This is a genomic window from Streptomyces sp. NPDC008121, from assembly GCF_042957155.1.
Lineage (GTDB): Bacteria > Actinomycetota > Actinomycetes > Streptomycetales > Streptomycetaceae > Streptomyces.
In genome coordinates this window covers 531,880-553,487 of sequence record NZ_JBIBHT010000005.1, presented here as the reverse complement: position 1 = coordinate 553,487, position 21,608 = coordinate 531,880, and the positions used below count along the sequence as shown (strand labels likewise).

At 74.0% G+C, this 21,608-nt stretch carries 21 protein-coding genes, 1 other RNA gene and 1 pseudogene; 12 read left to right on the top strand and 11 right to left on the bottom strand.

What is annotated here, in order from left to right; all coding sequences use genetic code 11:
* The first annotated feature begins 140 nt into the window (after positions 1–140).
* The 3 genes from ACFZBD_RS20075 to ACFZBD_RS20065 are packed head-to-tail and all read left to right on the top strand — an operon-like array spanning position 141 to position 3,144.
* A complete protein-coding gene (locus ACFZBD_RS20075; RefSeq protein ID WP_391140967.1) occupies positions 141–959 on the top strand; it encodes a Nif3-like dinuclear metal center hexameric protein in 819 nt (272 codons plus the stop codon).
* Positions 956–1,699 (top strand): C4-type zinc ribbon domain-containing protein, encoded by a 744-nt coding sequence (locus ACFZBD_RS20070; RefSeq protein ID WP_391141224.1) that lies wholly within the window; start codon positions 956–958, stop codon positions 1,697–1,699. Before ACFZBD_RS20075 ends, ACFZBD_RS20070 begins: the two co-directional genes overlap by 4 nt.
* 5 nt (positions 1,700–1,704) lie before the next feature.
* Positions 1,705–3,144, top strand: coding sequence for a bifunctional RNase H/acid phosphatase (locus ACFZBD_RS20065; RefSeq protein WP_391140961.1), 1,440 nt, complete (start codon positions 1,705–1,707; stop codon positions 3,142–3,144).
* A gap of 116 nt (positions 3,145–3,260) precedes the next feature.
* Here ACFZBD_RS20065 and eda read toward each other — a convergent pair whose 3' ends face one another.
* Positions 3,261–3,908, bottom strand: a complete 648-nt coding sequence (gene eda, locus ACFZBD_RS20060) for a bifunctional 4-hydroxy-2-oxoglutarate aldolase/2-dehydro-3-deoxy-phosphogluconate aldolase (protein WP_391140960.1) — start codon at positions 3,906–3,908, stop codon at positions 3,261–3,263.
* Between the two features lie 87 nt (positions 3,909–3,995).
* Positions 3,996–4,760 carry a peroxide stress protein YaaA gene (gene yaaA / locus ACFZBD_RS20055; protein WP_391140959.1) on the bottom strand — a complete coding sequence of 255 codons (765 nt, stop codon included), beginning with the start codon at positions 4,758–4,760 and terminating at the stop codon, positions 3,996–3,998.
* Between the two features lie 339 nt (positions 4,761–5,099).
* Between yaaA and ACFZBD_RS20050 the strand changes: the two genes are divergently transcribed.
* Positions 5,100–6,542 (top strand): RNB domain-containing ribonuclease, encoded by a 1,443-nt coding sequence (locus ACFZBD_RS20050; protein ID WP_391140957.1) that lies wholly within the window; start codon positions 5,100–5,102, stop codon positions 6,540–6,542.
* Here ACFZBD_RS20050 and ACFZBD_RS20045 read toward each other — a convergent pair.
* A complete protein-coding gene (locus tag ACFZBD_RS20045) occupies positions 6,487–7,389 on the bottom strand; it encodes a hypothetical protein (protein WP_391140955.1) in 903 nt (300 codons plus the stop codon). The genes ACFZBD_RS20050 and ACFZBD_RS20045 overlap by 56 nt on opposite strands.
* A complete protein-coding gene (locus ACFZBD_RS20040; RefSeq protein ID WP_391140954.1) occupies positions 7,386–8,153 on the bottom strand; it encodes a MerR family transcriptional regulator in 768 nt (255 codons plus the stop codon). The genes ACFZBD_RS20045 and ACFZBD_RS20040 overlap by 4 nt, the downstream gene beginning before the upstream one ends.
* Positions 8,154–8,230: 77 nt before the next feature.
* Here ACFZBD_RS20040 and rnpB point away from each other — a divergent pair.
* Positions 8,231–8,629, top strand: an RNA gene (gene rnpB / locus ACFZBD_RS20035) — RNase P RNA component class A.
* A gap of 507 nt (positions 8,630–9,136) precedes the next feature.
* Entirely contained in the window at positions 9,137–10,045 is a 909-nt protein-coding gene (locus ACFZBD_RS20030) for a nitroreductase/quinone reductase family protein (protein WP_391140953.1), read from the top strand.
* 129 nt (positions 10,046–10,174) lie between these two features.
* Here the strand turns inward: ACFZBD_RS20030 and ACFZBD_RS20025 are convergent, their stop codons facing one another.
* The gene (locus tag ACFZBD_RS20025) at positions 10,175–10,357 is read right to left on the bottom strand and encodes a hypothetical protein (protein WP_391140951.1); all 183 of its coding nucleotides are present in this window, start codon (positions 10,355–10,357) and stop codon (positions 10,175–10,177) included.
* A gap of 157 nt (positions 10,358–10,514) precedes the next feature.
* Positions 10,515–10,829: a MazG-like family protein gene (locus ACFZBD_RS20020; RefSeq protein ID WP_391140950.1), complete on the bottom strand. Its 315-nt coding sequence runs from the start codon at positions 10,827–10,829 to the stop codon at positions 10,515–10,517.
* Positions 10,830–10,971: 142 nt separating this feature from the next.
* Between ACFZBD_RS20020 and ACFZBD_RS20015 the strand changes: the two genes are divergently transcribed.
* Positions 10,972–11,295 carry a nuclear transport factor 2 family protein gene (locus ACFZBD_RS20015; RefSeq protein ID WP_391140949.1) on the top strand — a complete coding sequence of 108 codons (324 nt, stop codon included), beginning with the start codon at positions 10,972–10,974 and terminating at the stop codon, positions 11,293–11,295.
* Positions 11,296–11,381: 86 nt separating this feature from the next.
* Here ACFZBD_RS20015 and ACFZBD_RS20010 read toward each other — a convergent pair whose 3' ends face one another.
* A complete protein-coding gene (locus ACFZBD_RS20010; RefSeq protein WP_391140948.1) occupies positions 11,382–12,137 on the bottom strand; it encodes an SDR family NAD(P)-dependent oxidoreductase in 756 nt (251 codons plus the stop codon).
* Between the two features lie 135 nt (positions 12,138–12,272).
* On the opposite strand from ACFZBD_RS20010, the gene ACFZBD_RS20005 reads away from it, so the two are divergent.
* A complete protein-coding gene (locus ACFZBD_RS20005) occupies positions 12,273–13,904 on the top strand; it encodes an alkaline phosphatase D family protein (protein WP_391140946.1) in 1,632 nt (543 codons plus the stop codon).
* On the opposite strand, the gene ACFZBD_RS20000 is transcribed toward ACFZBD_RS20005, so the two are convergent.
* Complete coding sequence (locus ACFZBD_RS20000) at positions 13,891–14,967, bottom strand: Gfo/Idh/MocA family oxidoreductase (protein WP_391140944.1); 1,077 nt, start codon at positions 14,965–14,967, stop codon at positions 13,891–13,893. The two genes, ACFZBD_RS20005 and ACFZBD_RS20000, sit on opposite strands and share 14 nt — an antisense overlap.
* A 79-nt stretch (positions 14,968–15,046) precedes the next feature.
* Between ACFZBD_RS20000 and ACFZBD_RS19995 the strand changes: the two genes are divergently transcribed.
* The gene (locus ACFZBD_RS19995; protein WP_391140942.1) at positions 15,047–16,312 is read left to right on the top strand and encodes a Bcr/CflA family multidrug efflux MFS transporter; all 1,266 of its coding nucleotides are present in this window, start codon (positions 15,047–15,049) and stop codon (positions 16,310–16,312) included.
* A gap of 248 nt (positions 16,313–16,560) precedes the next feature.
* Positions 16,561–17,541 carry a small ribosomal subunit Rsm22 family protein gene (locus tag ACFZBD_RS19990; RefSeq protein ID WP_391140941.1) on the top strand — a complete coding sequence of 327 codons (981 nt, stop codon included), beginning with the start codon at positions 16,561–16,563 and terminating at the stop codon, positions 17,539–17,541.
* Positions 17,542–17,585: 44 nt separating this feature from the next.
* Here the strand turns inward: ACFZBD_RS19990 and ddaH are convergent, their stop codons facing one another.
* Positions 17,586–18,425 carry a dimethylargininase gene (gene ddaH / locus ACFZBD_RS19985; RefSeq protein ID WP_391140939.1) on the bottom strand — a complete coding sequence of 280 codons (840 nt, stop codon included), beginning with the start codon at positions 18,423–18,425 and terminating at the stop codon, positions 17,586–17,588.
* Positions 18,426–18,655: 230 nt separating this feature from the next.
* On the opposite strand from ddaH, the gene ACFZBD_RS19980 reads away from it, so the two are divergent.
* Positions 18,656–19,276: a TetR/AcrR family transcriptional regulator C-terminal ligand-binding domain-containing protein gene (locus ACFZBD_RS19980; protein WP_391140938.1), complete on the top strand. Its 621-nt coding sequence runs from the start codon at positions 18,656–18,658 to the stop codon at positions 19,274–19,276.
* 93 nt (positions 19,277–19,369) lie between these two features.
* On the top strand, positions 19,370–20,146 hold the full coding sequence (locus tag ACFZBD_RS19975) for a bifunctional DNA primase/polymerase (protein WP_391140937.1): 777 nt from the start codon (positions 19,370–19,372) through the stop codon (positions 20,144–20,146).
* A 159-nt stretch (positions 20,147–20,305) separates the two neighbouring features.
* On the opposite strand, the gene ACFZBD_RS19970 is transcribed toward ACFZBD_RS19975, so the two are convergent.
* Both ACFZBD_RS19970 and ACFZBD_RS19965 read right to left on the bottom strand, forming a co-directional pair.
* The gene (locus tag ACFZBD_RS19970; RefSeq protein WP_391140935.1) at positions 20,306–21,298 is read right to left on the bottom strand and encodes a hypothetical protein; all 993 of its coding nucleotides are present in this window, start codon (positions 21,296–21,298) and stop codon (positions 20,306–20,308) included.
* 48 nt (positions 21,299–21,346) lie between these two features.
* Positions 21,347–21,491: pseudogene (locus tag ACFZBD_RS19965) on the bottom strand (iron transporter); the annotation flags it as partial.
* Between the last annotated feature and the right edge of the window lie 117 nt (positions 21,492–21,608).

Genomic DNA, 21,608 nt, shown 5'->3' with positions numbered 1-21,608 from the left:
CGACGGCGCCGACGACCGGAGCCGCCGGACACCCCTCCCGACGCCGCCGCAGGACTCGCGCGGAGCGGCCCGGGAGCAAGCGGAATCCCTGCTGCCCACAGGCAGGACGGCGCGGCGCGGCGGGCAGGTAGCCTTTCCTCGTGCCCCGTCTGTCTGAAGTCATCGCCGAACTCGACGCTCTCTGGCCGCCCGAGCGGGCCGAGCAGTGGGATGCCGTCGGCACGGTCTGCGGCGACCCCGACGCCGAGGTCCGCCGCGTGCTGTTCGCCGTCGACCCCGTCCAGGAGATCGCCGACGAGGCGGTCGAGCTCGGCGCCGACCTGATCGTCACCCACCACCCGCTCTATCTGCGCGGTACGACGACGGTCGCGGCCTCCCACTTCAAGGGCCGGGTCGTGCACGGTCTGATCAAGCACGACATCGCCCTGCACGTCGCGCACACCAACGCCGACACCGCCGACCCCGGCGTCTCCGACGCCCTCGCCGGAGCCCTCGACCTGCGGGTCACCGGCCCGCTGGTCCCCGAGAACAACCTCGGCCGGATCTGCGAGCTGGACCACCCCGAGACGCTCGGCGAGTTCGCCGCCCGGGCCGCGAAGCGGCTGCCCGCCACCGCGCAGGGCATCCGCGTCGCCGGGGACCCGGCCATGACCGTGCGCCGGGTCGCCGTCAGCGGCGGCTCGGGCGACAGCCTCTTCGACGCCGTGCGGGCCGCCGGCGTGGACGCCTTCCTCACCGCCGACCTCCGCCACCACCCGGTGTCCGAGGCGACCCAGCACTCCCCGCTGGGGCTGGTGGACGCCGCCCACTGGGCCACCGAGTGGCCCTGGTGCCAGCAGGCCGCCGCCCAGCTCGACGAGATCTCCGACCGCCACGGCTGGGACCTCCGGGTCCACGTCTCGACGACGGTCACCGACCCCTGGTCTTCCCACCACCACTCCCCTGGAGCCCCCAACTGAACGCCGCGCCCGCCGACCAGATCCGACTTCTCGACGTCCAGGCCCTGGACGTCCGCCTCCAGCAGCTCGCCCACAAGCGCAGGTCCCTCCCCGAGCACGCCGAGATCGAGTCGCTGACCAAGGACCTGACCCAGCTGCGCGACCTGCTCGTCGCCGCGCAGACGGAGGAGAGCGACTGCGCCCGCGAGCAGACCAAGGCGGAGCAGGACGTCGACCAGGTGCGCCAGCGCTCCGTCCGCGACCAGCAGCGCCTCGACTCCGGCGCGGTCTCCTCCCCGAAGGACCTGGAGAGCCTGCAGCGGGAGATCGCCTCCCTCGCCAAGCGCCAGGGAGACCTGGAGGACATCGTCCTGGAGGTCATGGAGCGCCGTGAGTCCGCGCAGGAGCGGGTCGCCGAGCTGACCGAGCGCGCCACCGCCGTCCAGGCCAAGGCCGACGACGCGGTCGCCCGCCGCGACGCCGCGCAGAGCGAGCTGGACGGCGAGGCGGCCACCGTCGGCAAGGAGCGGGAGCTGGTGGCCGCTTCGGTCCCGGCCGACCTGCTGAAGCTCTACGAGAAGCTGCGCGAGCAGCAGGGCGGCGTCGGCGCTGCCCGGCTGTACCAGCGCAAGTGCGAGGGCTGCCACATCGAGCTGAACATCACCGAGCTGAACGAGGTCCGCGCGGCCGCGGGCGACACGGTGGTCCGCTGCGAGAACTGCCGCCGCATCCTGGTCCGCACGGCAGAGTCCGGCTTGTAATGGCGGTGCGGGAACTGATCGTCGAGGCCGACGGAGGCTCCCGGGGCAACCCGGGCCCCGCCGGTTACGGCGCCGTGGTCCTCGACCCGGTGACGGGCGAGACGCTCGCCGAGGCGGCCGAGTACATCGGCGTCGCCACCAACAACGTCGCCGAGTACCGGGGCCTGATCGCCGGGCTGAAGGCGGCGCGCGAGCTGTTCCCCGACGCGACGGTGCACGCGCGGATGGACTCCAAGCTGGTCGTCGAGCAGATGTCCGGCCGCTGGAAGATCAAGCACCCGGACATGAAGCCCCTGGCCGCCGAGGCGGCCCGGGTCTTCCCCGCCGGCCGGGTCCGCTACGAATGGATTCCGCGCGCGGAGAACAAGCACGCCGACCGCCTCGCGAACGAGGCGATGGACGCGGGCAAGCAGGGCCGGCAGTGGCAGCCCTCGGCCTCCACGGCCGGCCTGGACAGCCGCGCGGCGCGCAACGCCGCGGCCCCGGCTCCCTCGGGCCCGCCCGGCGACGCCACCGCGGGCGCGGCCCGTGCCCGAGCGGCCCTCTCCGGAGCCGGTGGCGGTGCGAGGAGCGGGGCGGCCCCGGACCGGGGTGCGGTCTCCGGGACGGGCGGTGCGTCCGACGGCGGGCTCTTCGCCGCCGACGAGACCGTCGCGGCCCGGGCGCGGGCGTCCCTCGCCTCCGCCGGCGCGGCCGAGCGCGAGGCGAGCGGCGCTGCCGTGGCCGGCGGTGACTTCGAGGCGGAGGCGGGGGTCCTGGCCCACGCCGGACAGGCCGCCGCGGGCTCCGTGTCCACGCCTGGCTGGGGCGCGCCCGACCTGGGGGCCCCGGCGACGTTCGTGCTGCTGCGGCACGGCGAGACCGCGCTGACACCGGAGAAGCGGTTCTCCGGGAGCGGCGGGACGGACCCGGAACTGTCGGCCGCCGGATCGCGGCAGGCCGAGGCGGTGGCCGCCGCGCTCGCCGCGCGCGGGACGGTCCAGGAGATCGTCAGCTCGCCGCTCAAGCGCTGCCGGCAGACCGCCGAGACCGTCGCCGCCCGCCTGGGCCTCGACGTCCGGATCGAGGACGGGCTGCGCGAGACCGACTTCGGCGCGTGGGAGGGCCTGACCTTCGCCGAGGTGCGGGAGCGGTACGCCGAGGACCTCGACGCCTGGCTCGCCTCCCCGAAGGCCACGCCCACCGGCGGCGGCGAGAGCTTCGCGACGGTCGCGCGGCGCGTCTCGGCGACCCGCGACCGGCTGACGGCCGCCTTCGCGGGCCGGACCGTCCTGCTGGTCACGCACGTCACGCCGATCAAGACCCTGGTCCGGCTGGCGCTCGGTGCCCCGCCGGAGTCGCTGTTCCGGATGGAGCTCTCGGCCGCCTCGCTGTCGGCGGTCGCGTACTACGCCGACGGCAACGCCTCCGTACGGCTCCTGAACGACACCTCGCACCTGAGGTGACCCGCGGCCGGCGGTGAGCGGCGGGCCCGGGCAACCGGAGCCCCCCGCTCACGGCAGGGCGACCCCCCCAAGCACTCGGCCGGGCCGCCCGGTCGCTCCGGCACCGTCGCGCCGGGTCAGGCGGGGGCGCCCTGCGGGCCCCGGGACAGTGCGGCCGCCTCGCGCGCCAGGGACTCGACCCGGGCCCAGTCGCGGGCCGCGAGGGCGTCCCCGGGCAGCATCCACGTACCGCCGACGCAGCCGACGTTCGGCAGGGCGAGGTAGGACGGAGCCGAGGCGAGCGAGATCCCGCCGGTCGGACAGAAGCGGGCCTGGGGGAGCGGCCCGGCGAGCGACCTCAGATACGGGACGCCGCCCGCTGGCTCCGCCGGGAAGAACTTCATGTCACGCACCCCCCGTTCCAGGAGGGCCACCACCTCCGAGGTGGTCGACACCCCGGGCAGGAACGGAACCCCCGACGCCCGCATGGCGTCCAGGAGGCCGTCCGTCCAGCCGGGGCTCACCAGGAAGCGCGCCCCCGCGGCGACCGCGTCCGCCACCCCCGCCGCCGAGATGACGGTACCCGCGCCCACCACCGCGTCCGGGACCTCCGCCGCGATCGCGCGGACGGCGTCCAGCGCGGCGGGCGTCCGCAGGGTCACCTCGATCGCCGGCAGCCCGCCCGCGACGAGGGCGCGGGCGAGGGGCACGGCATCGGCGGCGTCCTCGATCACGACGACCGGGACGACAGGGGCTTCGGGGGCAAGGTCATACACGCTCGGCATGGCGCCCATCCTGCCGACGACGAGCGATCCACGCAACGAGCGTTGCGCACAGTGCAACGACGAGATGGTGGCGAGGAGACGGAAGCGTCAGTGGATCTCGTCCACGAGCACGTCGAGCACGCCCGCCTTGCCCTCCTCCACCACGTACCCGAGGTCCCGCAGCGCCGCCACCAGCTCCTCCCGCCCCGCCGGCTCCGCGCCCGCCTCCAGCAGGCTCCGTACGATCCGGCCCTTCGTCGCCTTGTTGAAGTGGCTGACCACCTTCCGGGTCGGCGCGTGCAGCACCCGCACCGACGCCGTCCGCGCCGCCACCTCGCCCTTCGGCTTCCACGCCGAGGCGTACGCCGACGACCGCAGATCCAGGACGAGCCCGTCCCCCGCGACCTCCGGCAGGACGGACGCCATCGCCCCGCGCCAGTGCGCGCCCAGCGCCCCGAGCCCCGGCAGCTTCACCCCCATCGAGCAGCGGTACGACGGGATCCGGTCGTCCACCCGGACCGCGCCCCACAGCCCCGAGAAGACCAGCAGCGACGCCCGCGCCCGCTTCCGGGCCGCCGCGTCCAGCGTCGCCAGGCCCAGAGCGTCGTACAGCACACCCGTGTAGATCTCCCCGGCCGGCCGCGCCCCGGCCGTCCGCAACTCGGCGTTCTTGCCGACCTCACCGCGCAGCCCCTCGCTCAGACCGAGCACATCGCGCGCCTTCTCCTCGTCGGCGAGGCACAGCTCCACCAGCTCGTCCATGACCGCCGCCCGCGCCCCGGCCAGACCGGGCAGCGACAGCGATTCCGGCTTGAGCGGCGCACCGCGGCCCGAGGAGGCCTTTCCTTCGGAGGGCGGCAACAGCACGAGCACGGCGGTTCTCCTTCGTACGAACGGGGTGGGGGTGCGGCCCCGACTGTTCAGCCTACAAAGCACCGCACCACCCGCCGTCCCCCGTCCACACCCTGGGGGGCGTGGGGACCGGGCTTCGGCCAGACGCCGCTCCCTGAATCCGGCAGGATCGGCACGGCACCCCTTAGGGCGCGCCGTGCCGATCCTGCCGGGGTCGCGGCGTCTGGCACCCTGCCTCGCCGCGTTGTCGTCGGTCGCCAACGCTCCGCGTTGACTCCCTCCTCCGCCTTGCGATCCACGGCACCAGACGCCGCTCCCTGAATCCGGCCGGATCGACACGGCACCCCCTACGCTCGACCCATGCCCCGCCGCCCCCTTCACGTGACCGGCGCAGCCGAGGCTCCGCTGCGGGCCGCCCTGCGCGCGCTCCGCAGCGAGCCGGAGATCCCGCAGGCCTTCCCGCCCGCCGTCCTCGCCGAGGCCGAGGCCGTGGCGAAGGCACCCGCGCTCCCCGGGCAGGACGCCACCGACCTGCCGCTCCTCACCATCGACCCGCCGGACTCCACCGACCTCGACCAGGCCATGCACCTGGCCCGCCGCGCCGACGGCGGCTACCGCGTCCACTACGCCATCGCCGACGTGGCCGCCTTCGTCGCCCCCGGCTCCGCCCTCGACGCCGAGGCGCACCGCCGGATCCTCACCCTCTATTTCCCCGACGCCAAGGTGCCCCTCCACCCCGCCGTCCTCTCCGAAGGCGCCGCCAGCCTCCTGCCCGGCGAGACCCGGCCCGCGCTCCTGTGGCGGATCGACCTCGACGCCGAAGGGCGCCGGGTCGCCACCGACGTCCGCCGCGCCCTCGTCCGCAGCCGCGCCAAGCTCGACTACGCGGACGTGCAGCGGCGGATCGACACCGGCACCGCCGAGGAACCCCTCGCCCTGCTGCGCGAGATCGGCCTGCTCCGCGAGGCCCTGGAGACCGAACGCGGCGGGATCTCCCTCAACGTCCCCGAACAGGAGGTCGTCGAGCAGGGCCGCTCCTACTCCCTCGCCTACCGCGCCCCGCTCCCCGCCGAGGGCTGGAACGCCCAGATCTCGCTGCTCACCGGCATGGCCGCGGCCGACCTGATGACCGCCGCCGGCACCGGCATCCTCCGCACCCTGCCCACCGCCCCCGACGGCGCCGTCGCCCGCCTGCGCCGCTCCGCGCACGCCCTCGGCGTCGACTGGCCGCACCACGTCTCGTACGCGGACGTGGTGCGCGCCGCCGACCCCACCGACCCGCGCCAGGCCGCCTTCCTCCAGGAGTGCACCACCCTGCTGCGCGGCGCCGGCTACACCGTCTTCACCGACGGCGACATCCCCTCCCCGGCCGTCCACGCCGCCGTCGCCGACGAGTACACCCACTGCACCGCGCCGCTGCGGCGGCTCGTCGACCGGTACGCGGGAGAGCTGTGCGTCGCCGCCGTGGCGGGAGAGGAGCCGCCGGAATGGGTACGGGCGGCACTCGGCGCCCTCCCCGACGAGATGGCCACCGGCTCGCGGCGCGCGAACGCCGTCGAGCGCGACTCCGTCGACATCGTCGAGGCCGCGCTGATGAGCGGCCGGGTCGGCGAGATCTTCGACGCGTACGTGATCGACGTGAAGGAGCGCGAACCGGCCGTCGGGACCGTCCACCTGGACGATCCCGCGGTCGTCGCCCGCATCGAGGGCGGCACGGACCGGCTCCCGCTCGGCGAATGGCTCCGGGTCAGGCTGACGCAGGCGGACCCGGGAGCGGCGAAGGTGCGCTTCGCTCCCGCGTGACCTCCGGGGAGTCCGTGCCGTGCGCGGCTCCCGTGGCCGGTGCGACCGCCGCGGCCTGCGTGGCCTGGGTGAGCGCGCGGTAGAGCGCCCGCGCGTCGTCGGCGTGGCAGCGCACGATCCGTACGGCCCGGGGCCCGCCGAGGAACCGGGGCGCGTCGAGCGGCTCGGTCAGCTCCAGGGTGAGGGAGGTCTGCGAGCCGACGGCGAGGTTCAGCTCCCCCTCCTTCTTCTCGTGGGAGAACACCAGCTCGTGCCGGACGGAGGCGATCCGGTCGAGCGGGACGAGCAGGTCGACGTGGGCGGCCTGCCGCAGACGGAGGGTGCCCGGCCCGAGGACGTGCGGCCGGGTCACGGAAGCGGCGTGCAGCCCGAGGACGAAGAGCACCGTGTACACGTCGAGGACGAGGACGACGGCGTGGACGACGGGCCAGTCGGCGAGCAGGTACGACATCCCGACGGTCTCGACGAGGCAGACGAAGGCGAAGCCGTACAGGAGCGCGGCCTGGTCGCGGGCGTGCGGGAACACGCGGTCGCCGGGGCGGACACCGGCCCGGCGCCGGGCCGCCCACAGGCCGAGGCTCGCCAGCAGCCGCAGCTCGTGTCCGACGAGCCGCAGCACCGGCAGGGGCACCAGCTCCCCGAGGGCGCCGCGCGCGGAGAGCCCGCTCCGCCGGAGCCGTGCGTACACCAGGAGTCCGGCGGCGAGGAGCAGGAGGCCGGCGGCCTCGGTGGCGGCCAGGACGGGCGCGGGTATCCGCACGCCGCTGACCAGACAGACCAGGAGGACGGCCTCGGCGGGCAGCAGGGCGTACCCGGTGCCGCGCAGGAGGCGGATCACGGCGGTCACCGGGACCGCTCCTGGACGAGGCGGATCGCGAGGTGGACGACGGCGGACTGGGCAGGGGAGAAGTCGCCGAAGAAGGCGTCGGTGAGCCGCCCGGACGGCAGGCCGTCCCCGTCCCCGATCTGCGCGGCGAGCGTGTCCGGCAGGATGTCGGCGAGCGCCCGGCCCGCCTCCGCCACGCGCGGGTCGTCCGCGTCCGCGTCGGCGAGGGCGTCGAGCCGGGCGTACACCTCGTGGGCACGGGCGACGATCAGCGGGTCCTCGGTCATGGCGCGCATGGCACCGATGAGCTGCGACCGCTCCTCGTCCGGGGCCACCGTGTCGAGGAGCGCCAGCAGCTCCCGGTCCTTGGCGGCCATCGGGGACTCCGGGACCTCACCGAGGCCGGCGAAGAGGCCGGCCAGCTCGGGCGAGACGGGGCCCTCGGCGGTCAGCCGCCCGGCCCTCGCCTCGCCGAGCAGATCCGCGAGGCGGGCCCGCCGCTCCCGGATGACGGCCTCCTGCCGGCCGAGGTCGGCGTCCAGCTCCTCCAGGACCTCCACCAGCTCCCGCCCGGCGTCCTCGGCGAGCACGTCCCGCACCTCGTCGAGCCCGAGGCCGAGCTCGGTCAGCCGGCGGATCCGGGCGAGGAGTACGGCGTCCCGGATGCCGTACTCGCGGTAGCCGTTGGGGCGCCGTACGGGCTCGGGCAGCAGCCCGAGGTGGTGGTAGTGCCGCACGGCCCGCGGGGTGATCCCGACGAGGGCGGCGATCTCGCCGATTCGCATGAGCCCAGTACAAACCCTGACGCTGCGACAAGGTCAAGCGGGCGCGGCGCGGCGGGTAGCATGGTCGGCACGGCAGACGAGCCGGGCGGGCGGCCGCGTGGGGATCCCCGGATCCTCCCGAGGAACGTCCGGGCTCCACAGGGCAGGGTGGTGGCTAACGGCCACCCGGGGTGACCCGCGGGACAGTGCCACAGAAAACAGACCGCCGGGGACCTCGGTCCTCGGTAAGGGTGAAACGGTGGTGTAAGAGACCACCAGCGCCTGAGGTGACTCAGGCGGCTAGGTAAACCCCACCCGGAGCAAGGTCAAGAGGGGACACCTCGGTGTCCCTGCGCGAACGATCGAGGGCGGCCCGCCCGAGTTCGCGGGTAGACCGCACGAGACCGGCGGCAACGCCGGTCCTAGATGGATGGCCGTCACCCCGACGACCGCGAGGTCCCGGGGTACAGAACCCGGCGTACAGCCCGACTCGTCTGCCGCTCACCTGCGGCTTTGCCTGGGATAGGGCCTCCGACCTGCGTCGGAGGCCCTTTCCTGTCTTTCGGGGGGCTTGCCGCGTGGGTAGCGACAGGCACCCCACGTTCTCCGGCCCCTGGCCCCGGACGGGCATGCTCACGAGCGTCGGGCGCGCGACTGGGATTGATCGGGCCGCGTTGACACGGTTCCTGAGCGCTCGTTCTAATACGAACTGTGGCGCGTGGCACCGGCCAAAGAGATCTGGCCCGGCCGGTGATCGGGTGACCACCCGCACAGCAGGGACCATCCCATGGGTTCTCTCCTCACAGGCTCTGCCTGACAGGCACCTCGGCGTGCCCGCACCGCTGCTCTAGTCGGCCGTGCCCCCTTACTCCGTGTCCGCACTGCCGTTCCGGCGTGCCGTTTCCAGCACCTCTGTCGCTGGTGCGGCCCCATGCGCGGGCTCGCACCTCCCCCCTCCCCTCCCTCTTCCTTCTTCTGTCGCCTCACAAGGAGTCCGACCTCGTATGTCCTTCAATGAGTCCGTCATCGCCGAGTTCCGCGCGAACCAGGGAAAGGTCGGCGGCTATTTCGAGGGCAGTGACCTGCTGCTGCTCACCACCACCGGCGCCAGGTCAGGCGAGGAGCGGACCACCCCGCTGGGCTATGTGCCCCATGGCGACGCGCTCTTGGTCGTCGGCTCCAACCTGGGCGGACCCAAACACCCCGACTGGTACCACAACGTGCTCGCGAACCCACTGGTGCAGGTGGAGATCGGCGCCGACTCCTTCGAGGCGGTCGCGGTGCCGGCCGAAGGCGCGGACCGCGACCGGCTGTTCGCACACGTGGTGGCCTCGCAGCCGGGCTACGCCGAGTACCAGAAGAACACCAGCCGTGTCCTGCCCGTGGTGGCGCTGCAGAAGAGCGACCCCGCTCCGGGCGAGGGCCCGGCGGAGGTGCGGAGCCTGGCCGACAAGGTGGTCGAGGTGCACGTGTGGCTGCGCGGACAGCTGCGGCACGTGAGTGCCGAGGTGGACGAGTACTTCGCGAAGGCCGCCGCGCACGAGGGCGAGGGGGCGGTGCCGACGGTGGGGCTCGGGCTCCAGATCCGCCAGCACTGCCTGGCCTTCTGCCAGACGCTGGAGGTCCACCACACCGGTGAGGACGCCCACTTGTTGCCCGCGCTCGCGGCCCACAACCCGCACCTGGCTGACGTCTTCGAGCGGCTGCGGACCGAACACGTCACGGTGGCGCGGCTGCAGCAGGAGCTGAGCGCGTTGCTTTCCGACATCACCAGTGCCGACCCGGAGCGGTTCCGCAAGGAGCTGGCCCGGATGTCCTCGGAGCTGAACGCCCACCTTGACTACGAGGAGGAGTCGCTGTTGCCGCTGCTCTCCGAGATCCCCTTCCCGCCCGGGCCGCCGACGGCCGCCTGAACGCGATGTGCCTCGGCCGGCCCCGGTGGAGGGGCCGGCCGAGGCGTCCCCTAACGCTCCGCCGGGTCGGTGCCGGCCCGGCCGGACGGTGGAACGCCTCGCCGGGAACGTCCCCCCGGACGGGCGACCTCAGAAGAGCGGCATCGTCTCGTCGGGACGGGCGGGCGTCGGCTCGCCCCCCTCCAGTGCCAGCTGCCACGCCGTCGCCTCGGCGAGGGGCAGGTGGGTCTCCGAACCGGCGCAGAGCATGAGGGACTTCCGTTCGCGCTTGTGGTCGACGACCACGCCGTGCCCCACCCTCTTCGTGGGCATGAGGGCGACGGTACGGCCACAGACGGGGCAGGCTGCTCGGGGCATGGGCATGCTCCCAGGATCGCGCACGGCACTGACAGCGCGACAGCCGCGCGGCGCCGCCACCGGCGACGGCCATCGCCGCCCCGGCCGCGCCCGCCGTTCCCGACGCGGTGCGTCAGTCCGTCGACGACCGCTCCGCCACCCGCCGGACGTGGCCCGCGAAGACCTCGGCCGCGTCCGGGGTCAGCGTCCGCAGGGCCACCATCGCCGTGATGATCACATCGCACAGCTCGGCCTCGACGTCCCCCCAGGTGTGCGACGTCCCCTTGCGCGGGTTCTGCCCCGTCGCCCCGATCACGGCCTCCGCCACCTCGCCGACCTCCTCCGAGAGCTTCAGGACGCGCAGCAGGACGTCCTGGCCTGGCGGCAGGTCCTGGTGGCCGTTCAGCCAGGTGTGCAGGCGGGTGATGGTGGCCCAGGTGTCGGTCATGGTGCCCAGCGTGCCAGGGCGGACGCCCCTGCGGGCCGGGACCGGTCGGCTCGTCCAGGTGGCCGAGTCCGTCCCCCCGCGCGGGCCGTGCCGCGGCCCGGGATCCGCCGGGATCCGGGCGGACCGGTGTACGGGTAGGCCCATGACCATCCCCGTGGAGAAGCTCGGCGACCCCGCCGTGCGCGCCTTCGTGAGCGCGCTCAACGCCAACGACCAGGCTGCCTTCCAGGCCGCGCTGGCCCCCGGCGCGACCATGTCCGACGACGGCTCCGACCGTGACCTCGCCGAGTGGACGGAGAAGGAGATCTTCTCCTCGCGCGGGCACATGGAGATCGAGTCCGTGAAGGAGGACGGCCACGCCCTCGTCGCCCGGTTCCGCAACGACACCTGGGGCGAGATGCGCACCCGCTGGCGCTTCGTCGTGGAGGACGGCAAGATCCTCCGCTTCGAGACCGGCCAGGCGTAGGGCCACGCCCCTCTCCGGGCCCGGTGCCCTCCGGGCCCGCCGTCCGTACCCCGCCCCGGGTCGCGGAGAGGGAGGGCCTTTCCGCCCTACCCCCGGCCGATGTACGGCATCGACGTCGCCATCACCGTCGCGAACTGGACGTTCGCCTCCAGCGGCAGGCCCGCCATGTGCACCACCGTCGCCGCCACGTCCGCCGCGTCCATCACCGGCTCCGGCGCCAGCTCCCCGTTGGCCTGCAGGATCCCCGACTGCATCCGCGCCGTCATCTCCGTCGCCGCGTTGCCGATGTCGATCTGCCCGCACGCGATCCGGTACGGCCGGCCGTCCAGCGACAGCGACTTCGTCAGTCCCGTCATGGCGTGCTTCGTCGCCGTGTACGCGATCGAGTGCGGGCGCGGCACATGGGCCGAGATCGAGCCGTTGTTGATGATCCGGCCGCCCCTCGGGTCCTGCTCCTTCATGGCCCGGAAGGCGGCCTGGGCGCAGAGGAACGAACCCGTCAGGTTCACGTCCACGACCGAGCGCCAGGTCTCGTACGTCAGCTCCTCGACCGGGACCCCGCCGCCCGCGAAGGTGCCGGCGTTGTTGAAGAGCAGGTCGACCCGGCCGAACCGCTCCCGTACCGCCGCGAAGAGATCCGTCACCTGATCCGGTGAGGTCACGTCCGTCGGGACGCACAGGACGTCGGAGGACGGGGCGGAGGCCGCCGTTTCCTCCAGAGGCTCGCGCCGGCGGCCCGCCAGCGCCACCGACCAGCCCGCCTCGGCCAGGGCCACGGCCACACTCCGGCCGATGCCCGATCCCGCTCCCGTCACCACCGCGATGCGCGACTCAGTGCTCATGGGCGCGCAGCGTACGGGAGATCGGTGCACAGGGAACTCATCCGTCCGACACGCGGATGTTCTGTACCCGACAACCCTGGGACGTCCCGCCCCACTCCAATACCGGAGGGACACCATCCGTCAGGGGAGGGGCACATGACGTACGCACAGACCCACACCGACGAACTCCGCGCGGCCGCCCGGCACTACGGCCGCCGCAGATTCCTCACCACCGCCGGCGCCGCCGCCGCGCTCGCCTTCGCCGTCAACCTCCCGGCCGCCGGCGCGGCGAGCGCCGCCGAGCTGGACGGCCGCCGGATCACCGAGGACCCCTTCACCCTGGGCGTGGCCTCCGGCGACCCGCTGCCCGGCTCCGTCCTGCTGTGGACCCGGCTCGCGCCCCGGCCCTTCGAGAGCGGCGGCGGACTGCCCCGCGCACGGGTCGCCGTCCGCTGGGAGCTGGCCCACGACGAGCGCTTCACGCGCGTCGTGCGTCGCGGCACGGCCACCGCGCACCCGGAGTTCGACCACACCGTCCACGTCGAGGTCACCGCTCTCGCCCCCGACCGGCCCTACTTCTACCGCTTCCGCGTCGGCGACCGGATCAGCCCCGTCGGCCGCACCCGCACCGCGCCCGCCCCCGGCGCCCGGATCGCGGGGCTCACCCTCGCCGCCGTCTCCTGCCAGGCGTACCACGACGGCTACTTCACCGCCTACCGCCACCTCGCCCAGGAGGACGTGGACGTCGTCTTCCACCTCGGCGACTACCTCTACGAGTACGCCGTGAACGCCACCGGCGGCGCCCGTGCCTACACCGACCGGCGCCTGCCCGCCGTCTTCGCCCGGGAGACCCTCACCCTGGAGGACTACCGGCTGCGCTACGCCCTCTACAAGTCGGACGCCGACCTGCGGGCCGCCCACGCGGCCCACCCCTTCGTCGTCACCTGGGACGACCACGAGACCGAGAACAACTACGCGGACGAGACCCCCGAGAACGACGTGCCGCCGGAGGAGTTCCTGCTCCGCCGCGCCGCCGCCTACCGCGCCTACTGGGAGAACCAGCCCCTGCGGGCCCCCCAGCGGCCCGACGGCCCCGACATGCGGCTCTACCGCCGGCTGCGCTTCGGCCGGCTCGCCCAGTTCGACATCCTCGACACCCGCCAGTACCGCTCCGACCAGGCGTACGGCGACGGCTGGCGGGTGCCGGGCCCGGAGTCCGAGGACCCCGCGCGCACCATGACCGGCGCGACCCAGGAGCGCTGGCTGCTCGACGGCTGGCGCGCCTCCGACGCCCGCTGGAACGTCGTCCCCCAGCAGGTCGTCTTCTCCGAGCGCCGCAGCAACTCGACCCCCGGCCACACGGTGTCGATGGACTCCTGGGACGGCTACCCGGCCTCCCGGCGCCGCGTCCTCGACGGGGCGGCCGCCGCCGGAGTGGAGAACCTGATGGTCCTCACCGGCGACGTCCACGTCGGCTACGGCCTCGACATCAAGGCCGACTTCCGCGACCCGGCCTCCCGGACCGTCGGCACCGAGATCGTCGCCACCTCCATCAGCAGCGGCAAGGACGGCGCCGACCGGCCCGCCAACTACGACGACCTCACCGGCGCCAACCCGCACCTGCGGTTCTACAACGGGCGGCGCGGCTACGTGACGGTGGCGCTCGGCGAGCGGAGTGCCCGCGCCGACTTCCGTACGGTCGCGGCCGTCACGACCCCGGGCGCCCCGGTCACCACCGCCGGGTCCTTCGTCACCGAGGCCGGCGACCCGGGCCTCAGGCCGGCGTGACCGCGAGGCCCGCGGTCGGCGGCGGCGTGCGGGGCGCCGAGGGGAGGGCCCGCGCCGGGTGAGCCGCCTCCTGGGGGTAGCGGACGCCGATGCGGTCCCGTACCGCGTCGAGCGTCCGCATCACCGCGAGCGACCCGTCCAGCGGCACCAGCGGCGACTCGGTCTCGCCCGCCCGCAGACACCGCATGACCTCCGCCGCCTCGTACCGGAGGGAGTGCCGCTCGACGGGCCCGTCGCCCGCGATCGCGAACTCCTCCGCGCTCCCGTCGGCGCGGTGCAGCGTGAAACGCTCCGGATGGAAGAAGCCGTGCGGGACGTCGATCCGGCCCTTCGTGCCCGTCACCGACGCCGTCATCGGGGTGTCGGCGACGATCGAGCAGGACAGCAGCGCGGACGCGCCGGAGTCCGACCAGCCCAGCAGCATCCCGGTGTTCAGGTCCACGCCCTCCGGGGACAGCAGCGCGTGCGCCTGTACGGAGTCCGGCTCGCCGAGCAGCAGCTGGGCGAAGGAGACCGGATAGACCCCGAGGTCCAGCAGCGCCCCGCCGCCGACCGCCGGGTCGCGCAGCCGGTGGTCCGCGGCGAACGGGCCGGCGAGCCCGAAGTCCGCCTGCACCGTGCGGACCTCGCCGATCGCGCCGTCCGCGACCAGCTTCCGCATCCGCCGGACCAGCGGGTTGCAGTACATCCACATGGCCTCCATCAGGAACAGGCCGCGCTCCCGGGCGAGCCCGACCAGCTCCTCCGCCTCGCCCGCGTGGATCGTGAGCGCCTTCTCGCACAGCACCGCCTTCCCCGCCTCCAGGGCGAGCCCGGCGGCCGCCCGGTGCGCGTGGTGCGGGGTCGCCACGTACACCACGTCGACCTCCGGGTCGGCGGCGAGCGCGCTCCAGGAGCCGTACGCCCGGGGGATCCCGAAGCGGTCGGCGAAGACCCGCGCGGACGCCTCCGTACGGGAGGCCACGGCGACCACCTCCGCGTCTTCCATCGCCATCAGATCGGTGGTGAACTGCGCCGCGATGCCACCCGTCGCCAGCACGCCCCACCGTACGGTCCCGCCCATGCCCCACCCCTACAAGGTCTCTACCACTCCGGACGAGCTGAGAGCATAGGGAAAGTTTCAACGAAACGGAGAGCAGTCCATGCCGGAGAGCGGCCCGACAACGGCGCAAGGCCCGATAGTCCCCACCCCCGTCGCCGCCGCCCGGCGCGCGGGGCTGCTCGTCACCCTCGTCCTGGGCGGACTCACGGCCCTCCCGCCGCTCTCCATGGACATGTACCTGCCCGCGCTGCCGGAGGTCACCGAGTCGCTGCGCTCACCCGCCGCGACCGTCCAGCTCACCCTCACCGCCTGCCTCGCCGGCATGGCGCTCGGCCAGCTCGTCGTCGGCCCCATGAGCGACAAGTGGGGCCGCCGCCGCCCCCTGCTCATCGGCATGATCGTGTACGTCGCCGCCACCGCCGTCTGCGCGTTCGCCCCCTCAGCCGAGCTGCTCATCGCCTTCCGGCTGCTGCAGGGCCTGGCCGGAGCGGCGGGCATCGTGATCGCCCGGGCCGTCGTCCGCGACCTGTACGACGGCGTCGAGATGGCCCGGTTCTTCTCCACCCTGATGCTGATCTCCGGGGTCGCCCCGATCATCGCGCCCCTCATCGGCGGACAGATCCTGCGGGTGACCGAGTGGCGGGGCGTCTTCCACGTCCTCGCCGTCATCGGCGTCCTGCTCACCGTCGTGGTGTGGCGGTTCCTCGGCGAGACGCTGCCGCCCGAGCGGCGGCACTCCGGCGGGGTCGGCGAGGCGCTGCGCACCATGCGCGGACTGCTCGCCGACCGGGTCTTCACCGGCTACATGCTGGCCGGCGGGCTCGCCTTCGCCGCGCTCTTCGCGTACATCTCGGCCTCGCCGTTCGTCGTCCAGGAGATCTACGGCGCCTCGCCGCAGACCTTCAGCCTCCTCTTCGGGCTGAACTCCATCGGGCTCGTCGCCGTCGGCCAGATCAACGGCAAGCTGCTCGTCGGACGGGTCAGCCTCGACAAGGCGCTCGGCCTGGGCCTCGGCGTGATCCTGCTGGCGGCGGTGGCGCTGGTCCTGCTGACGAGCGGCGTGTTCGGCGAGCCCGGTCTGGTGCCGGTCGCGGCGGGCCTGTTCGTGCTGATGTCGGCGATGGGGCTCGCGCTGCCGAACACCAACGCGCAGGCCCTGATGCGCACCCCGCACGCGGCGGGCTCCGCCTCCGCGCTGCTCGGCACCTCCTCCTTCCTGGTCGGGGCGGTGGCCTCGCCGCTCGTCGGGATCGCGGGGGAGGCGACGGCCGTCCCGATGGCCGTGGTCCAGCTGGTCTGCGCGGTCGCGGCCCTCGGCTGCTTCCTGGGACTGTGCCGTCCCTGGCGGACCCCGGCGGCCGCTTAGGGCGTGTGTCGGAAGTCCCGTCTGGCCGGGGGCGCCTGGCACGCGCTCCCCCGTAGCCCTTCGGGCACGGGAGGTGCCCCCACGCCGCGTTGTCGGTCGTCGGCGCAGCCCGCTGCGCTCTCTCCCCCTGCGCCTGGCGGCGCGGGAGGTGCCCCCACCCTCCGCCTGCGATCGCACGCACCAGACGCCCCCGGCCCCGCCCTGCGGGCGGACGACGCTACTTCCGACACGCGCCCTAAAATACGGGGGTGAACGCCGCACCCCCGCCCCCTCCCACCGCCGACGCGCTGCGCGCCGCCCTCGCCGGGCTCCTCGACGGGCTGCCGCCGCGGCAGGCCGCCCAGGCCGTCGAGCGGCTGATCGCCAACTACCGCGGGACCACCCCGACCGACGCCCCGGTCCTGCGCGACCGCTCCGACGTCGCCGCGTACGCCGCGTACCGCATGCCGGCGACGTTCGAGGCGGTACGGGCGTCGCTCGACGCCCTGCGGGACGCGGCGCCCGACTGGGAGCCCGCCACGCACACCGACATCGGCGGCGGCACGGGCGCGGCGAGCTGGGCCGTCGCGGAGGCCTGGGAGGGTACGGCGCGCACGACCGTCCTCGACTGGGCCGAGCCGGCGCTCGCCCTCGGACGGGAGCTGGCCGACGGGGCCTTCGACGCGGAGTGGCGGCGGGCCAGGATCAGCGGCTCCCTGACGCTGGACGACACGGACCTGGTGACGGTGTCGTACGTCCTGAAGGAGCTGACCGAGGCCGACCGCCGGGCGGTCGTCGCCGAGGCGGCGCGGGTGGCGCGGGCGGTCGTGATCGTCGAGCCCGGGACGCCCGACGGCTACGAACGGATCATCGCGGCCCGCACGCTGCTCGTGGAGGCCGGTCTGACGGTGGCGGCGCCGTGCCCGCACAGCGGTGCCTGCCCCATCGAGCCGGGCACGGACTGGTGCCACTTCGCGGCGCGGGTCAGCCGGTCGTCGCTGCACCGGCAGGTCAAGGGCGGCTCGCTGCCGTACGAGGACGAGAAGTTCAGCTACGTCGCCGCGACCAGGTTCCCGGTGGACCCGGCCGCCGCCCGGGTCGTCCGCAGGCCCCAGATCCGCAAGGGCCAGGTCCTGCTCGACCTCTGCGGGCCGGACGGCCTCGCCCGGGAGACGGTCACCAAGCGCCACGGGACGCTGTACAAGGCGGCACGGGACGCGGAGTGGGGCGACGCCTGGCCCCCGGAATGAGGCCGGCGCCACCCCACGCGGTGCGGGGGCCCGGGGCGGGAACGTCAGGGCCGTGGGGCCGGGGGCCGCAGCTCCTGCGTACAGCACTTGACGCTGCCGCCGCCCTTGAGGAGCTCCATCAGGTCCATCCCCACCGGTGTGAAGCCCCGCTCCCGCAGGGGGCCGAAGAGGCCCGTCGCGGCCTGGGGGAGCAGCACGTGCCGCCCGTCGCCGACCGCGTTGAGACCCAGCGCGGCGGCGTCCTCCGCCGTCGCGATCAGCGCGTCGGGGAAGAGGCGGGCCAGGACGGCCCGGCTGCCGGGGGAGAAGGCGCCGGGGTAGTACATGATCTCGTCGCGCGTGTCGTCCAGGACGCACAGGGCGGTGTCCAGGTGGTAGTAGCGCGGGTCCACCAGGTCGAGGCCGATCACCGGGCGGCCGAAGAACTCCTGCGCCTCGCCGTGCGACAGCGGGCTGGCGCGGTAGCCCCGGCCGGCCAGGATCCACGACGAGGTCACCGCGAAGTCGCCCTCGCCTTCGTTGACGTGCTCAGGCTCGCGCACGTCGGTGTAGCCGTGCGTACGGAACCAGTCCAGGTGCGCGGCCGCCTCGCCCGCGCGCTCCGGGTAGGCGAACCTGGCGCCGAGCACCCGGCCGTCCACCACGGTCGCCCCGTTCGCGGCATAGACCATGTCCGGCAGGGCGGGGTCCGGGTCGAGCAGCTCGACGGTGTGGCCGAGCGAGCGGTAGCGGTCCACCAGGTCCTCCCACTGGGCGAGGGCGAGCGGCAGATCCACCGGTTTCGTGGGGTCCATCCAGGGGTTGATGGAGTACGTCACCTGGAAGTGCGTGGGTGGGCACATCAGATAACGGCGGGGCGAAGCCTCGCGCGGAGTGTGGCGCAATGAGGGCTCCTCACGGACGTGGGTCGGATAGGCCCCATGGTCCGCCCTCTCCGGCGTCCGCGCAGTGAACCGTTCGGGTGATTCGGCCGAATATCGGCGGGGTGTGGCGGGCGGACGCGGGGCCGCGCGGCGGATCGACGGGACCGCGCGGCGAGGCGGCGTACCTCCCCTCCCTTCCGCACCACCCCTCTCGCGAGACGTGCCGTCTCGCAGGCTGTTAGATTGGGCCCATGCCCGACACCAAGGCGCCCGACGCCTCCCGCCGCAGCGAGCGCTCCCGCCGCGCGATCTTCGACGCCGCCCTCGCCCTCGTCTCGGAGGCCGGCTACGCCAGGACCACCATCGAGGGCATCGCCGCCCGCGCCGGTGTCGGCAAGCAGACGATCTACCGCTGGTGGCCCTCCAAGGCCGCCGTCCTCCTCGACGCCTTCCTCGACCTCGCCGCCCGGGCCGACGAAGCCCTCGGAGGCGAGGCCGGCAGTGAGATCCCCGACACCGGCGACCTCGCCGCCGACCTGTCGTACGTCCTGCGCGCCACGGTCGACGAGCTGAACGACCCCGTCTACGACGGCCCCTCCCGTGCCCTGGCCGCCGAGGGCATCGTCAACCCCGAGCTCGGCGCCCGGTTCGTGGAACGGCTCCTCGAACCCCAGCTCCAGTACTACGTACGCCGCATCGAGCGGGCCCAGGCCGCCGGGGACGTCGACCCGGACGTCGACCCCCGTATCGCCGTCGAACTCCTGGTCGGCCCCCTGAACCACCGCTGGCTCCACCGCACCCTGCCGCTGACCCACGCCTACGCCGACACCCTCGTGCGGTACGTGCTGCGCGGGCTCACGCCGCGGGGTTGACCCACCCCGGTTGGGCGGTCCGGTCACCCGGAGCGCAGGATGGTGGGACCATGGGCAGAGCCGAACGGGCGAGCACGAGGTGTGAGGGGATAGATGGGCGACGGTATCGGCCGCTACCGCGGCACGGAGAGCAAGCTCCCACAATGGCTGCGCAGGCGCCCCAAACGCACGGGCCCCGCCGAAGACGAGAACAGCCGCGAGACGCTGCTCCTGGCCACCGCCGCCGCCGGAATGCCCCTCGCCCCCGCCGCGTACCCCGTCGGCTACCGCTGCTCCTGTGAACGCATCGGCTGTCCCACCCCGGCCCGGCACCCCGTCTCCTTCGCCTGGCAGACCCAGTCGACCACGGACCGCGCCCAGATCGAGCGCTGGGCCCACGCCCAGCCCGAGGCGAACTTCGTCACCGCCACCGGCATGGTCCACGACGTCCTCGACGTCCCCCTCCGGGCCGGCCGCGCCGCGCTGGAGCGCCTGCTCGCCGACGGCGTCGACGTGGGCCCCGTCGCCGAGGCGGGCGAGAGCGCGGGCGACGGCGGCCGGATGCTCTTCTTCACCGCCACCCGGGGCACCCCCGAGGACGAGGACGAGTGGTGGCCCTGCGAGCTGGACTGCCACCCCGAGACCATGGACGAGCACCCGGGGCTGCGCTGGCACTGCCGCGGCAGCTATGTGCTCGTACCGCCCGCGCGCCTGCTCGGTGACGAGGACGCGCAGCCGTCCGTCGCCTGGGTCCGCGGCCCCGAGCACGCCCTGCCGGACCCGCTGAACCTCCTGGAGACCCTCACCGAGGCCTGCGCCCGGCACGCCGCCGTCCAGACGGAAGAGGAACGCCGCACCGACCACGAGGCCGCCTGGCCCCTGGGCCGCTAAGGGGCCTCTTGCCGAGCTTGCCGAGCTTGCCGGGGTCGCCTGATCGACAAGGCACCCCCTAGGGGGCGCGTCTCAGGGCGTGTGCCGAAGTCCCGTCCGGCCTGCTTCCGGGTGGCCCTCCGGGCAGGGGGGCGCTCCCGCCTGTGGGCGGGACACGCCCTAGGACCCGACCGCCGCCGTCACGCCCTGGAGGCGGCTCACGACCGTGATGCCGTCCCGGTCCGCGCCCACCGGCTTCGCCAGGACCGCCTGGCTCGTCACCCACTCCTTCGTGACCGTGTTCCTCACCTCACCGGTCATCAGGGCCTTCACCTCGGGCCCCACCTTCGGCCGGTAGCCCTGCGCGGCCGTCTGCCGCTCGAAGAAGCGCGTCGCGAAGAACACCAGCGCCCCGCCGTCCTCCGTGGCCAGGGCCAGCGGCGCGAAGTCCCCGGAGTTCTCGGCCCGGTCCAGATACTGCGTCGCGAGCCCCGCCCGCTTCGCCGACCGCTGCCGCTGCTCGCGCCACGCCGTCGTGTGCGGGCCCGCCGCGAACGGCGCCTGTTCGCCCCCCTGCAGGAAGGCGGCGAACCTCCCGCCCAGATCCTTCGGCGCGACCACGAGCCGCCCCGAGTCCGCCGGGACGGGCACCGCGTAGCCGCTGTCCGCCGCGAACACCGGGATCTCGTCCGGCGTCAGCACCGACAGATAGGCGACCTCCCACAGCTGGTCGGCGCCGTTGCGCACGAAGACCAGGAGCCAGCGGTTGTCCCCCGCGCCCTGGTCGGTGTCCCGGTTGGAGTCGGTGTCCGCCACGAACCAGCGCGGCCAGCCCGCCTTCCTCGGCACCACGAACTTCGCGTCGGTCAGCTCCAACGGCCGGTGGTTCGCGTTGTTGCCCGGGCTGGTCACCGAACGGGACTTCAGACCCGCCTGGTTGATCTCGCCCAGCGGACCGGTGACCCGGCCCGCGGAGAAGGCCGGATCGTTCGCCTTGTCGGACTTGTTGTACGCGGCCGTGAAGTCGGCGAGCGCCCGCTCGGCCTCGGACTTCGTCGCCGCCGGCAGCAGTTCCAGCTCGCCGTGCACCGTCACGCAGCCGCTCGCCGCCAGCGCCAGCACCGTCGTCGTCACGACCGCCGTCAGCGGTCGCCGCCGCCTCAGCCTTCTCATCGGTTGCCTTCTGCCCCTCGACCCGCTCGTCCCTCTCGGACGGACCCGACCCTACCGGGGCCAGGAACAGCGCGAGCGTCGGGATCAGATAGAGCGCCCACACCGTGACCTGAAGAACCGTCGGTTCGGGCTGGAAGTCGAAGACGCCCTTCAGGAGCGTGCCGTACCAGCTGTCCGGCGGGATCGTGGCCGACGCGAGGATGCAGACGACCAGGCCGGCCTCCGGACCCTCGCGCAGGCCGATCGGATAGTTGCCGAACACGCCGGCTCCCTTCAAGCAGGGCGATTTGTCCGCGATGGCCGGCGAGGC